Raw genomic sequence first — 13,083 nt, forward strand, 5'->3', positions numbered from 1 at the left:
GTCAGCCCCCGAGCGGCGGGGCGAGCTCCGCCGCGCCCGGCGCCTCCGGTCCGCCGACGACAGGGTGCACCACCCCGGCGCTCCCGCCGCCGCGGCGCTCCACCTCCGCGGCGGCCAGCAGCAGGCCGCCCGGCAGGTACTCGATGCCCGTGGCCGCGCCGAGCTCCTCCACGACGGTGAACTCGTGCCCGAGGGCGGTGAGCGGCTCGCCGTACGCGTCGACGAACGCCGGCTCCGCGCTGACCGCGGCCGTGTTGCGCTGGCTGGCGCGCGGGGCGGCGATCGCCTCCGCCAGGTCCATGTTGCGGTCGATGCGGTTCACCAGCGTCTGCAGGACGGTCGTGATGATCGTGCTGCCGCCCGGCGAGCCGAGGGCCAGGACCGGCTCGCCGTCGTGCAGGACGATCGTCGGCGCCATGCTGCTGCGCGGGCGCTTCCCCGGGGCGGGCAGGTTCGGCTCGGGCCGGGTGGGGTCGGCGGCGGCGAACGTGAAGTCGGTCAGCTCGTTGTTCAGCAGGAACCCGCGGCCGGGCACCGTGATCCCGCTGCCCCCGGTCTGCTCGATGGTCAGCGTGTAGCTGGCGATGTTGCCGGCGGCGTCGCCGACCGTGAGGTGGGTCGTGGACGGACCCTCCGCACCCTCCTCCACCGTCGGCCCCTCGCCGGCCGGGCAGGGGGCGTACTCGCCGTCCGGGTCGCCCGCGGGGGTCGGCTTCGCCAGCACCGCATCCGGCGCGATGGCGCAGGCTCGCTCCGTGGCGAACCGGTCCGAGAGGAGCTCGGCCAGCGGCACCTGGTTGTACGCCGGGTCGCCGACGTAGGCGTTCCGGTCGGCGAACGCCAGCGCGCTGGCCTCCAGGTAGGCGTGCAGCACCGGCACCTCGGGCAGCGAGGCGAGCGGGAAGGGCTCCAGGATGTTCAGCGCCTCACCGACGGTCGAGCCGCCGCTGGACGGAGGGGCCATGCCGTAGACCTCGAGTCCCCGGTAGCCGACCCGGGTCGGCTCCCGGAGCGGCGCCTCGTACAGCGCCAGGTCCACGGCCTCCAGCAGACCCGGCCGGACCTCCGCGGCCCCCTCCGCCTCGGGCGGGTCCTGCACCGTCGCCACGATCTCCTCGGCCAGCTCCCCCGTGTAGAGCGGGTCCACCCCCTTGCCGGCCAGCAGCCGGTAGGTGTCGGCCAGGTCGGGGTTGCGGAACACCGATCCCACCTCGGGCAGGGCGCCGCCGGGGAGGAAGAGCTCGGCGGTCGGCGCGAACATGCGGAACCTCTCCTCGTTGTCCGCCGTCTGCTGCCGGAACGTCTCGTCGACGACGAAGCCCTCGTCGGCCAGCCGGGTCGCACCGCCGAGCGCGTCGGCCAGCGACCAGGTGCCGAACTCCTCCAGCGCCGTCACCCAGGTGGCCGGGGTGCCCGGCGTGCCCACCGACAGACCGCTCGAGACTGCCTCGGCGAACGGGATCGGGTCGCCCGCCTCGTCGAGGAAGGCGTCCGCGCCCATGGCCAGCGGTGCGGTCTCCCGGCCGTCGATCGTGGTGACCTCTCCGGTTGCGGCGTCGTAGTAGACGAAGAAGCCGCCCCCGCCGATGCCCGCCGAGTACGGCTCCGTGACGCCCAGCGCGGCGGCCGTGGCCACCGCCGCATCCGCAGCGTTGCCACCGGCGGCCAGGACGTCCAGCCCCACCCGGGTGGCGTCGGGGTCGACCGTGGCGACCGCGCCCCCGGTGCCCACGGCCAGCGCGCGCTTCTCCGGAGGCGCCGCACCCGAGGCGTCGCCCGGGGCGGCGTTCGCAGGGCCGCCGGCCACCAGAGCGCCTCCGGCGAGCACGGTCAGGGCCAGCAGGGAGGTACGCGGACGCGACATGGGAACTCCTCGGGCGTCATCGCTGCGCAGGAACCCATGGGACACCCGCGGAGCCCGGCGCGCCAGGCGGTCCGGCGTCCCCGTCCCGGGACGGGGACGTGGCGGCGGCTGTCACACAACCGTCGTGCCTGGTCGGGGCGCCGACGGGTAGCCGAGGACCATGGACTCCCCCACTCAGCTCAGCACCGCCTCTCGCCACGAACTCCTGCGCCTGGCCCGGGAGCACGGGATCCCCGGCCGCAGCCGGATGGCCAAGGAGCAGTTGGTCGCCGAGCTGCGGCAGCGGGAGCAGCCGGAGCCGCTGCAGGAGACCGAGCAGCCCGGCGCGGGCCGGCAGCAGATCAGCTCCCGGGTCGACGCATTCCGCCGGCTCGCCGAGGCGCGGGCGGCCGGCGAGATGGTGCTGATCCCCCGCATGCTGACCGGCAACGACCGCCGGGTGCACGTGCGGGAGACCGTGCGCGAGGACCACGAGACCCGCATCGCGAACGGGGACCTGGAGGCGCGGGCGAAGTTCGACAAGCTCGCCGGCTCGGTCTTCCACTTTTTCCGCGGCACGAACCTGCTCTTCTACCGGGATCTGGTCGGCGAGGACGCCCGGCTGCCCACGGTGCTCGCGCTCGGTGACGTCCACCCGGGCAACTTCGGCGTGATGCCCAGCTCGGACAACGTGCCGATCTTCGGCGTCAACGACTTCGACGACGCCTACTACGCGCCGTTCACCTGGGACCTCAAGCGGGGCGCCGTCGGCTTCCTGCTGGGCGCGGCCGAGAAGTCCGGCTCCGGCCGGAAGAAGCAGCGGGCCATCGCGGAACGGTTCGTGCGCGGCTACGCGGCCGGCATCGCCTCCTACGCCGCCGACGGCCGGGAGCAGACCGAGCAGCTCCGGCTCGACAACGCGCCGCCCCTGATCCGGCGGCTGATCGCCGGCACGCTGGAGACCAGCCGCGCCGACTGGCTGGCCGGTCTGCTGGACGAGACCCGGAGCGGCTTCCGGACCGACGAGGAACTGGTGCCGGTCAGCAGCCGTCGGCAGGAGTTCCAGGAGCTCGTCGACCGCTACGTGGCCGAGAACGAGGTGGCGGTGCCCGAGCGGGCCGGCGCGGTGCGGGTCAAGGACGTCGCCGAGCGACGCGGCGCCGGCACCGCCTCGCTGGGCCTGACCCGGTACTACGTGCTCGTCGCCGGGGTGCGCGACGACGGGACCGACGACCTCCTCCTGGAATTCAAGCGCGCCCGCCGCTCGGCCCTGTCCGGGCTGGTGCCGCCGTCGGGATACGAGGTGGACGGCGAGGGCGACCGCATCCGGCACGCCCAGCGGGTGCACCTGGTCAGCGGGGACGTCTTCTACGGCAGCGTCGACATCGACGGCCGGAGCTTCATGGTGCGCGAGCGGGCACCGTTCCGCGACGACATCAGCCTCGGCTCGCTCTCGACCGGCGAGTGGAAGCAGTACGCGGAGATCTGCGGCCGGGTGCTGGCGCACACCCACGCGATGTCCGACGAGACCGGCAACGTCGACTACGACGTGGAGCCCGCCATCCTGGACGCGATCGGCAACCGGGACCTGTTCGTCGACGACATCCTGCGGTTCGCCGAGGAGGCGGCCGCCCGGGTGCGCCGGGACCACGAGCACTTCGTCGCCGACCACGCGTTGGGCGCCTTCCGGAGCGTAGACGTCGTCTACCGCTGACCGCGCTCCGGTGCGCGCTCGACGGAGGCCCCCGCGTGGTCCTGCGCGACGTCGCCGGGAAAGCCCTCCGCGTCGGCCGGCCGGGGCCGGGCGCCCTTCCGGAACGAGGCCTCCACGCGCTGGAAGCCCTTGTACCGCTCGCTGCGCGCGTAACCGGTGTAGGCCCGGACGTCGGCCGCGGTGAGCTCCACGTCGTCGGTGAACGGGGTCAGCAGGGAGCGGGGGTAGAGCCGCCGGTGCCGGACGACGTTGATCTCCGCGGCCAGCACGACGACGAGCGCCTGCAGGTAGATCCAGACGACCAGGCCGAGGATCACGCCGAAGACGCCGTAGACGTCGGTGGAGCGCGTCACGTACGTGCCGAAGTAGTAGGTGCCGAGCACGTGCAGCAGCTCCCAGAGGACCGCGGCGACGACGGCACCGACGGCGACGTTCCGCCAGTCCAGCCGGCGGGCGGTGAGCACCTGGTAGACCACCAGGAAGATCCCGACGTTGATCGCCAGGCCCGCCAGCGTGCCGGCGGCCGCCACCACCGGCCCGGGCACCGGCAGCGCGCCGGAGAAGGTCGACACGAAGGCGGTCAGCGCGGTCGACGCCACCGCGGCCAGGCCGAGCGCCACGACGAGCAGCAGGCTGCGCAGCCGGGACAGCAGGGGGTTCGGCTGGGCGAAGCGCGGCACGGCGTAGATGCGGTTGAGGGCCGCCTGGGCCGCCTGCATGACGCCGAGCCCGCCGTACAGGCTGCCGAGGATGCCGATGACCAGCGCCACGCCGCTCCCCCGGAACGTGCCGATGTTCTCCACCAGCGCGGGGCCCAGCAGCGGGAAGTCCGACAGCGCGGACTCGAGGATCCGCTGCTGGAGCGCGGGGTCGTCCTGCAGGAGGAAGCCCAGCACGGAGGTGAGCATCAGCAGCAGCGGGAATAGCGAGACGACGCCGTAGTAGGTGATCAGCGCGGCGAGGTGCGGGCCGCGGTCGTCGGCGAACTTGTAGGCCACCGCGAGCGGGAAGCCCACCACGCGATGCCGGGCCTGGAACGCGTCGAACCGCGCGACGACCGACATCGGTGCACCCCTCCCTCGTCGGCGGCTACCCACGACCCGCCTGCGCACTCGCGACCGCGGCGGATCCCCCGTAGGAAGAGGGCATGTCCGAGTCCTTCCCCACGCTCGCCGAGCTCGCCGCGGAGGAGGAGCGCCTGCAGCTCACCTCCTTCACCAACGAGGACGCGTGGGTGCTCGGCTGCGCACTGGTGGCCGCCGCGAGGCGCGATGCCGCCCCCGTCGCCGTCGAGATCACCCGCAACGGCCACCGGCTCTTCTCGGTCGCACTGCCCGGGGCGACGCCCGACAACGCCCACTGGATCGAGCGGAAGTCCCGGGTGGTGCACCGGTTCGGGCACAGCTCGCTCTACGTCCGGCAGGCCAGCATCGAGCGCGGCACCACCTTCGAGGCGGAGTTCGGGCTCGACCCACAGCACTACGCCGCGCACGGCGGCGCCTTCCCCCTGCTGGTGCGGGACGTCGGCCCGGTGGGTGTCGTCGCCGTCTCCGGGCTCCCCCAGCTGGACGACCACCGGATGGTCACCGCCGTCCTCGCCGAGCACCCGGGGCGCTGACCCCGGTACCGGTCGTCGCCCGGCCGGCGTGACGGACACCACCGACCGAAGTGGTCGGTACACCTACCGATCCGGTCGGTCGCGCGTAACCTGCATTCCGTGGCGCGACCGTTCCGGCAGCAGGTGGACGAGGGCATCCTCGACCACGCCGCCGCCCTCTTCGCGCGGCGCGGCTTCGCCAAGACGTCGGTCCAGGACGTCGCGGACGCCGTCGGGTTGTCCAAGGCCGGGCTGCTGCACCACTTCCCCAGCAAGGAAGCGCTCCACGCGGCCGTGCTGGCCCAGGCCGGCGCGCTCGGCCAGCGGGTGCTCGACCAGGTGGTCGACCTGCCGCCGGGCCCGGCACGCGACCGGCTGGCGCTGGACGTGCTCGTCGACATCGCGCTGGCCCACCCCGGGTTGGTCGCGCTGCTCCTCGCCCCGCTGACCCAGGGGGGCACCGAGGACGCCGGGCCCGAGGTCGAGACCGCCGTCGCGGCGGCTCTGGAGGCCTTCGGCGTCACCCCCGGCGCGCTCGGGTCCGAACGGGCCATCCGGGTCGTCGGCGCGCTCACCGCGCTGGCCGTGCTCACCCTGACGGCCCGGCAGCACGACGGCACCACCGCGTGGCGGCCCCTCGTCGTCGCCACCTGCTTCGACGCGCTCGGCCACCACGGGGCCGGCGCCGCTCCTCCCGCTACCGACCAGGTGGAGGCCTGATCCCCATGGCTGTCTTGTTGTCCCGGCTCGGCGCGTTCGCGCACCGCCGCCGTCTCCCGGTGATCCTGGTCTGGCTGGTGGTCCTCGTCGCCGGCGGCGCGGGCGCCGCGACCCTCGCCGGCGAGACGACGAGCTCCTTCTCCATCCCCGGGCAGGAGTCGACCAACGCCCTCGAGCGGATCGGCGAGGAGTTCGGCGCCGGCGGTGAGGGCGCGACCGCCCGCGTGGTCGTGCAGGCGCCGGAGGGCGAGACCCTCACGACGCCCGAGAACGCGCCGGTCGTCGGGGAGCTCGTCGCCGAGCTCGCCGAGCTGCCCGGCGTGGTCGACGCCACGAACCCGCTGGACCCGGCGGCGCCGGCGGTCAACCAGCAGCAGAACACCGCCTACAGCACCGTCACCTACGACGCGGCGCCGGGCGAGGTCACCCCCGGGCAGCAGGAGGCGCTGCTCGAGGCGGTCGACGGCGCGCGGGAGGGCGGCTTCACCGTCGAGGTCTCCGGGGAGGCCACCCAGGAGGCGCCGCACGTCGGCGGCCCCGCCGAGGCCATCGGCGTCGTCGTCGCGCTGGTCGTCCTCGCCGTCACCTACGGCTCGCTCGTCCTCGCCGGCCTCAACCTGCTGACCGCCCTCGTGGGCGTCGGCATCGGGGTCCTGGGCATCACCATCGCCACCGGCTTCACCGACCTCTCCTCGACCACCCCGACCCTCGCCGCCATGCTGGGGCTGGCCGTCGGCATCGACTACGCGCTCTTCATCGTCAGCCGCCACCGGCAGGAGCTGCGGGCCGGCGCCGACGTGGGCACCGCGATCGCGACCGCCGTCGGCACCGCCGGCTCCGCGGTGGTGACCGCGGGGCTCACCGTCGTCATCGCGCTGACCGGCCTGGCCGTCGTCGGCATCCCGTTCCTCACGCAGATGGGCGTGGCGGCGGCGCTGACCATCGTCGTCGCCGTCCTGATCGCGCTGACCCTGGTACCGGCCGCGCTGAGCTACCTGGGGTACCGCGCCCTGCCGCGCGCGCAGCGGTCGGCCGCGCAGGAGGGCGCGGGGGGCGTCGCGACCTCGCACCGGCGGGGGCTGCTCGCCGGGTGGGCGGACACCGTGACCCGCCACCGCATCCCCTCGCTGCTGCTCGCGGTCGTCCTGCTGGGCGCGATCGCCGTGCCGTTCTTCTCGATGCAGACCACGCTGGTGCAGACACCCCCGGCCGACAGCACCCAGGCGCGCGCCCAGCAGCTGCTCGCCGACGGTTTCGGCGAGGGCTTCAACGGGCCGATCACCGTGCTGTTCGAGGGCGCCGGGGCCGCGGAGTCCGCCGCGCAGGTCAGCGGCACGATCTCCACGCTCGACGACGTCGCGCTGGTGACGCCGCCGGTGCCGAACGCCGACGGCAGCGCCGCCCTGCTGACCGTCATCCCCGAGTCCGGCCCCACCGACCCGGCGACCGAGCAGCTCGTGGCCGACCTGCGCGCCGAGTTCGCCGACCTCGACGGCGTGCAGGCGTCGGTCACCGGGCAGACGGCGGTCAGCGTGGACGTCGCCCAGAGCCTCGACGAGGCTCTGCCGGTCTACCTCGCCCTCGTGGTGGGCCTGGCGCTGGTGCTCCTCGTGCTGGTGTTCCGCTCGCTGCTGGTGCCCCTGGTCGGCGTGCTCGGCTTCGTGCTGACCATCGGCGCCTCGCTCGGCGCCACCGTGGCGGTGTTCCAGTGGGGCTGGCTCGCCGCCGCGGTCAACCTCGACACCACCGGGCCGCTGATCAGCCTCACGCCGATCCTGGTGATCGGCATCCTGTTCGGGCTGGCGATGGACTACCAGATCTTCCTGGTGTCCCGGATGCACGAGGCGCACGCCCACGGCGTGGCACCCCTGCAGGCGATCCGCACCGGGTTCCGCCAGGCCGCGCCGGTCGTCGTCGCCGCCGCACTGATCATGTTCTCGGTCTTCGCCGGGTTCGTGCCGGCGGGCGAGGCGACCATCAAGTCGATCGCCTTCGCCCTGGCCGCGGGCATCCTGTTCGACGCCTTCGTCGTCCGCATGGTGCTCGTCCCCGCGGCGCTGGCGCTGCTGGGCGAGCGGGCCTGGTGGCTGCCGCGGTGGCTGCGCTGGCTGCCGGTGCTCGACGTCGAGGGCTCAGCGCTGGAGAAGTCGGCGCCTCCGCAGGACCGGGAGTCGGTCGGCGCAGCCCCGCGCTGAGCCCATCGCTCCGGTCCTCGAACGGCCCGCCTGCACCGCAGGCGGGCCGTTCCCCGTCCGGGCCCTCCGTCGCGGCGGCGACCGCCGACGCCGCCTCCTCGCCACGCCACTGGTCGACCCCCGGGCATGGATTGGTGACCGTGGGTGTTGGGTGTGGATGACGGTGCGCCTCCGTGAGGCACACGACCCAGACTTTCACACACGAAGGACCACGTTTGCCTGACACCCACGCCCAGCCCGCCACCGTGCGCCGCCGGGAACGCTCCGCCGGCCGCCAGGCCGCGGCGCGCGAGACCGACCGAGCGGCCGCCCGCGAGGAGAAGCGCGCCCAGCAGAGCTGGGTCGAGGGAGCCGCGCCCGAGCTGCCGGCCCGCGCGACCCGCCCCGAGAACGTCGTCTTCCACCTCGGCCCGACCAACTCGGGCAAGACCTACGAGTCCCTGCAGGCGCTGGCCGCCACCGGCTCCGGCGTCTACGCCGCCCCGCTGCGCCAGCTCGCCCACGAGGCCTACGCCAAGCTCTCGGCCCAGCTGCCCGAGGGCACCGTGGGCCTGTCGACGGGCGAGGAGGAGATCGACCCGTTCGCGCCCATCGTCTGCTGCACGGTGGAGAAGGCGCCCGACCGCGGCGAGATGCTGGTGCTCGACGAGGCCCACTGGGTCACCGACCCCGACCGCGGCCACCACTGGGCGCGGCTCCTGCTCACCGGCGAGTACCGCGAGATGCACCTGATCTCCGCTGCCGAGGCCTACCTGGTGCTCAAGCCGCTGGTCTCCGACGCCGAGCACGTCGAGGTCGTCAACCACAAGCGGCTCTCCCGGCTGGACGTGCTCCGCGCGCCGGTGCGACCGGCGAACGTGCGGCCGCAGACCCTCGTCGTCGCGTTCTCCCGCAAGGCCGTCTACGCCGTCGCCGCGGAGCTCGACCAGCACCGGCCCGGCAAGGTGGGCGTCCTCTACGGCGCGCTCCCGCCGGCCACCCGGCGCGAGGTCATCGAGCGGTTCACCAGCGGCGAGCTCGACGTGCTCGTCACCACCGACGTCATCGGCCACGGCATCAACGTGCCGGCCACGACCGTGCTGTTCGCCGAGACGACCAAGTTCGACGGCCAGGAGATGCGGCCGCTGCGCACCTGGGAGGCCGCCCAGATCGCCGGGCGGGCCGGGCGCTACGGCCTGACCGGCCACGGCGCCGTCGGCATCCTCATCGGGGTGAGCGGGCTCAAGCCGATCGCCTCGCTGGTCGGCGCCGGAGCCGCCGTGGCCCGCGGCGACGAGATGAGCGACCTGCCCAAGCGCGCGCCCCGGCTGCGGCCCGAGCTCGAGGACCTCGGCGCCTTCGAGGCGGTCGACCTCCCGGAGGCACTGACCCGGTGGATGGCCTGGGCGCGGGCGGCGACCCGCGACGAGGCGATGACCGCCGACGACGTCACCAGCCTCGTCCTGCGGGTACACGCCCTGCTGCCGCTCCTGCGCGGTCCGCTGGGCGCGGCCGGCGACCTGACCACCGTGTGGCGGCTGGTCAACCTCGCCATCGACTACAACCCGCCGCGCCGCACCCGCTGGCTGGTGCTCGCCAAGGCGGCGCTGCAGCACGCCGTGGGGCTGCCTGTCCCGCCCGAGACCGTGCTGCCGGACGTCCCCCGCGGCGGCACCGTCGAGGAGTACGAGCAGGCCGCCGCGGCTGCCCGGGACGCCCAGACCCTGCTCCGCCAGTTCCCCGGCGTCGCCGGCCTGGACAGCGAGGACGCCGCGTGGGTCGAGGAGGAGTGCGCCGAGATGATCACCGAGCTGCTCCCCGACGCCATCGCGCTGGGCCGGTCCGGGAAGTGCGTGGAGTGCGGCAGCGCGATCGCGCCGTGGTTCACCACCTGCCGGCCCTGCAGCGCCCCCGCGGGTCGCGGCGGCGGCGAGCGGGACCGCCGGCCGAGCCCGGGCGGCCGCCGGACCGCCGGTCGCGCGGCCGGCCGCACGCTCGGCGGGCGGCAGGGCGGTCCCCGGGGCAGGTCTCGCCGGAGCTGATCAGCCGGGCCGCCCGTCCCCCTCCCCCGCCGGCTGCTCCGCCCCGGGGCCCTCGGGGAACCACAGCACCCGCTGCGGGAAGGGGATGGAGATCCCGGCCGCGTCCAGCGCCGCCTTCAGCGAGATGGCGACGGCGCTGCGCACCCGCCAGCGGCTCGCGATGTCGGCCGGGTGCCAGTAGCGCACGGCGACGTTGATCGAGGAGTCCGCGAACTCCTCCACCCAGACCTCGGGCGGCGGGCTGGCCTGCACCTCGTCGGTGTCGCGGCACGCCCGCAGCAGCACCTGCCGGGCCCGCTCCAGGTCGGCGTCGTAGGGCAGCCCCACGGTGAGCGAGGTGCGGCTCACCGGCGTCTGGGTGTAGTTGATGATCGGGTTCTTCAGCACCTCGGCGTTGGGCAGGTACACGACCAGCCCGTCGTAGGTGCGCAGGACCGTCGTCCGCAGGTTGACGTCGTCGACCACGCCCTCGTGGTCACCGCTGCCGATCTGGTCGCCCACGCGGAAGGGGTGCCGGACCTGGAGGAGCACCCCGGCGATGAAGTTCTGCAGGATGTCCTGGGCGGCGAAGGCGATCGCGATACCGCCCACGCCCAGCGCCCCCAGCAGCGGTCCGATCTGCACGCCGATGAGGCCCAGCGCGTAGACGGCCCCCGCCGCGGCGATCAGGACGCTCGCGAACCGGCCGACCACGCGGCCGATGTGACGATCGCCCTCGCGGTCGATCGCGCGGACCAGCACCCGGCGGACGACGGCGGCCAGGGCGATGCCGAGGACCAGCGCCAGCAGGGCCGCGGTGGCCTCCTGCCACGTGATCGCGTCCGTGACGAGCTCGTCCTCGGCCGCCAGGAGTGGGATCAGGGCATGCTGTCCGGCCACCCCCGGAGGCTAGGCAGCGCCCGCGTATCCCGCTGCGCGACACGGGTCGGCGACGGCGACAGGACACAACTGGCCAAACGGACGAGACGGTTTCGTACGGATTCTGCCAGTGCCGACGCGACACCTCCTCCGTAACGTCACAGGTAGCAAGCAGGCCGTACCGGTCCGTCACCGCGCCTGCCACCGGCCACCGTTCGAGGAGCTTCCCCCGTGTCTTCCTTCTCCCGCCCCGTCCTCACCCTGGTTCCCGGCTCCGCCACCGAGCACCTCGCGCCGATCGACGACGCCCCGGCCTGGCCGGTCCTGCCGGCGGCCGACGACGCGTGGCGGCTCGACGCGCTCTGCGCCGAGACCGACCCGGAGGCGTTCTTCCCCGAGAAGGGCGGGTCGACGCGGGACGCCAAGCGCGTCTGCACCGGCTGCCCGGTGCGGGCCGAGTGCCTGGAGTTCGCGCTCGCCAACGACGAGCGGTTCGGCATCTGGGGCGGCCTCTCCGAGCGGGAGCGCCGCCGGGTGCGCCTGCAGCGCCGCGACACCATCAGCGCCTGATCGTCCCCGGCCGCCCGCCGGTGATCCTCGTACCCTCGGAGGGGTGACCTCCGCGCCGGTACGCACCGTTGCCCTGGACGACCGCTTCGCACGGGACTTCCCGGAACTGGCGGTCCCCTGGCGGGCCGAGGAGGCTCCCGACCCGCGGCTGCTGGTGCTCAACGAGCCGCTCGCCGCGGAGCTGGGTCTGGACGCCGCATCGCTGCGCAGCGCCGAGGGCGTGCGCCTGCTGGTCGGCAACCTGGTCCCCGACGGCGCCACGCCGGTGGCGCAGGGCTACGCCGGGCACCAGTTCGGCGGGTTCACCCCCCGCCTGGGCGACGGACGCGCACTCCTGCTCGGTGAGCTCACCGGCCCCGACGGAGCGCTGCGCGACCTGCACCTGAAGGGCTCCGGCCGCACGCCGTTCGCCCGCGGCGGCGACGGCCTGGCCGCGGTGGGCCCGATGCTGCGCGAGTACGTGGTCAGCGAGGCGATGCACGCCCTCGGCATCCCGACGACGCGCGCCCTGGCCGTGGTGGCGACGGGCCGCCCGGTGCGCCGCGAGACCCTGCTGCCCGGCGCCGTGCTCGCCCGCGTCGCGAGCAGCCACCTGCGGGTGGGCAGCTTCCAGTACGCCACCGTCCTGGGCGACGTCGAGCTGCTGCGCCGCCTCGCCGACCACGCCATCGACCGTCACCACCCCGACGCAGCCGGCGCCGAGCACCCGCACCTCGCCCTGTTCGACGCGGTGGTCGCCGCCCAGGCCGAGCTGGTCGCCCAGTGGATGCTGGTCGGCTTCGTGCACGGCGTGATGAACACCGACAACACGACCATCTCGGGCGAGACCATCGACTACGGCCCGTGCGCCTTCCTCGACGCCTACGACCCGGCCACCGTCTACAGCTCCATCGACCACAGCGGGCGCTACGCCTACGGCAACCAGCCCGCGGCCGCCCAGTGGAACCTGGCCCGGCTGGCCGAGGCGCTGCTGCCGCTGCTGTCCGACGACCAGGACCGGGCCGTCGCCCTCGCCGTCGAGTCGCTGGGCCGCTTCGCCCCGCTGTACCAGACCGCCTGGACCGCCGGGATGCGCGCCAAGCTGGGCCTGCCCGACGACGTCGAGGACACCGTCGTGCGGCCGTTGGCCGAGGAGCTGCTGGCCTTGCTCGCCCGGGACCACGTCGACCTCACGGCGTTCTTCCGCGGGCTGGGGTCGGCGGCGCGGGGGGACGTCGAGCGCGTCCGGCTGCTGTTCCTCGACCTCGCCGGCATCGACGACTGGCTGGGGCGCTGGCGGGCGCTCGCCCCCGACGCCGCGGCCATGGACGGCGTCAACCCGGCGTACATCCCGCGCAACCACCTCGTCGAGGAGGCCCTGGACGCGGCGACCGACGGCGACCTGGCGCCGCTGGAGCGGCTCCTGTCCGTGGTGACCGCCCCCTTCGACGAGCGGCCGGGGCTGGAGCGCTACGCGGAGCCCGCCCCGCAGGACTTCGGCGCCTACCGCACCTTCTGCGGGACCTGAGCACGGGACCGGAACCGCCGGCCCCGTCGCGACGGGTTCACCCCGGCCGCGCCGGGTA

The 13,083-nt window shown here is 74.4% G+C and carries 10 protein-coding genes; 7 read left to right on the forward strand and 3 right to left on the reverse strand.

Annotated features, from left to right (window positions below; genetic code table 11):
* Position 1: 1 nt before the first annotated feature.
* Entirely contained in the window at positions 2-1,864 is a 1,863-nt protein-coding gene (ggt, locus tag ACI8AP_RS05240) for a gamma-glutamyltransferase (RefSeq protein ID WP_456588281.1), read from the reverse strand.
* Positions 1,865-2,024: 160 nt separating this feature from the next.
* Between ggt and ACI8AP_RS05245 the strand changes: the two genes are divergently transcribed.
* Complete coding sequence (locus ACI8AP_RS05245; protein WP_456588282.1) at positions 2,025-3,557, forward strand: DUF2252 family protein; 1,533 nt, start codon at positions 2,025-2,027, stop codon at positions 3,555-3,557.
* Here ACI8AP_RS05245 and ACI8AP_RS05250 read toward each other — a convergent pair.
* Positions 3,548-4,621, reverse strand: a complete 1,074-nt coding sequence (locus tag ACI8AP_RS05250; protein ID WP_456588283.1) for a YihY/virulence factor BrkB family protein — start codon at positions 4,619-4,621, stop codon at positions 3,548-3,550. The genes ACI8AP_RS05245 and ACI8AP_RS05250 overlap by 10 nt on opposite strands.
* Positions 4,622-4,704: 83 nt before the next feature.
* Here ACI8AP_RS05250 and ACI8AP_RS05255 point away from each other — a divergent pair, with 83 nt between their 5' ends.
* The 4 genes from ACI8AP_RS05255 (at position 4,705) to ACI8AP_RS05270 (ending at position 10,090) form a co-directional block, all read left to right on the forward strand.
* Positions 4,705-5,175, forward strand: coding sequence for a heme-degrading domain-containing protein (locus ACI8AP_RS05255; RefSeq protein ID WP_456588284.1), 471 nt, complete (start codon positions 4,705-4,707; stop codon positions 5,173-5,175).
* A gap of 99 nt (positions 5,176-5,274) precedes the next feature.
* Positions 5,275-5,874: a TetR/AcrR family transcriptional regulator gene (locus ACI8AP_RS05260; protein ID WP_456588285.1), complete on the forward strand. Its 600-nt coding sequence runs from the start codon at positions 5,275-5,277 to the stop codon at positions 5,872-5,874.
* 5 nt (positions 5,875-5,879) lie between these two features.
* Positions 5,880-8,069 (forward strand): MMPL family transporter, encoded by a 2,190-nt coding sequence (locus ACI8AP_RS05265; RefSeq protein WP_456588286.1) that lies wholly within the window; start codon positions 5,880-5,882, stop codon positions 8,067-8,069.
* Between the two features lie 215 nt (positions 8,070-8,284).
* Positions 8,285-10,090 (forward strand): helicase-related protein, encoded by a 1,806-nt coding sequence (locus ACI8AP_RS05270; RefSeq protein ID WP_456588287.1) that lies wholly within the window; start codon positions 8,285-8,287, stop codon positions 10,088-10,090.
* Here ACI8AP_RS05270 and ACI8AP_RS05275 read toward each other — a convergent pair whose 3' ends face one another.
* Positions 10,091-10,969 carry a mechanosensitive ion channel family protein gene (locus ACI8AP_RS05275; RefSeq protein ID WP_456588288.1) on the reverse strand — a complete coding sequence of 293 codons (879 nt, stop codon included), beginning with the start codon at positions 10,967-10,969 and terminating at the stop codon, positions 10,091-10,093.
* A gap of 210 nt (positions 10,970-11,179) precedes the next feature.
* Here ACI8AP_RS05275 and ACI8AP_RS05280 point away from each other — a divergent pair, with 210 nt between their 5' ends.
* Positions 11,180-11,518, forward strand: a complete 339-nt coding sequence (locus ACI8AP_RS05280) for a WhiB family transcriptional regulator (protein ID WP_456588289.1) — start codon at positions 11,180-11,182, stop codon at positions 11,516-11,518.
* Positions 11,519-11,561: 43 nt separating this feature from the next.
* The gene (locus ACI8AP_RS05285) at positions 11,562-13,025 is read left to right on the forward strand and encodes a protein adenylyltransferase SelO (protein WP_456588290.1); all 1,464 of its coding nucleotides are present in this window, start codon (positions 11,562-11,564) and stop codon (positions 13,023-13,025) included.
* Positions 13,026-13,083 lie beyond the last annotated feature (58 nt).

The sequence above is a fragment of the Blastococcus sp. SYSU DS1021 genome (assembly GCF_054050995.1).

Excerpts from the sequence above, each read along its gene's own strand:
- ggt (WP_456588281.1), bottom strand. The coding sequence starts at position 1,864 with ATGTCGCGTCCGCGTACCTCCCTGCTGGCCCTGACCGTGCTCGCCGGA.
- ACI8AP_RS05245 (WP_456588282.1), top strand. The coding sequence starts at position 2,025 with ATGGACTCCCCCACTCAGCTCAGCACCGCCTCTCGCCACGAACTCCTG.
- ACI8AP_RS05250 (WP_456588283.1), bottom strand. The coding sequence starts at position 4,621 with ATGTCGGTCGTCGCGCGGTTCGACGCGTTCCAGGCCCGGCATCGCGTG.
- ACI8AP_RS05255 (WP_456588284.1), top strand. The coding sequence starts at position 4,705 with ATGTCCGAGTCCTTCCCCACGCTCGCCGAGCTCGCCGCGGAGGAGGAG.
- ACI8AP_RS05265 (WP_456588286.1), top strand. The coding sequence starts at position 5,880 with ATGGCTGTCTTGTTGTCCCGGCTCGGCGCGTTCGCGCACCGCCGCCGT.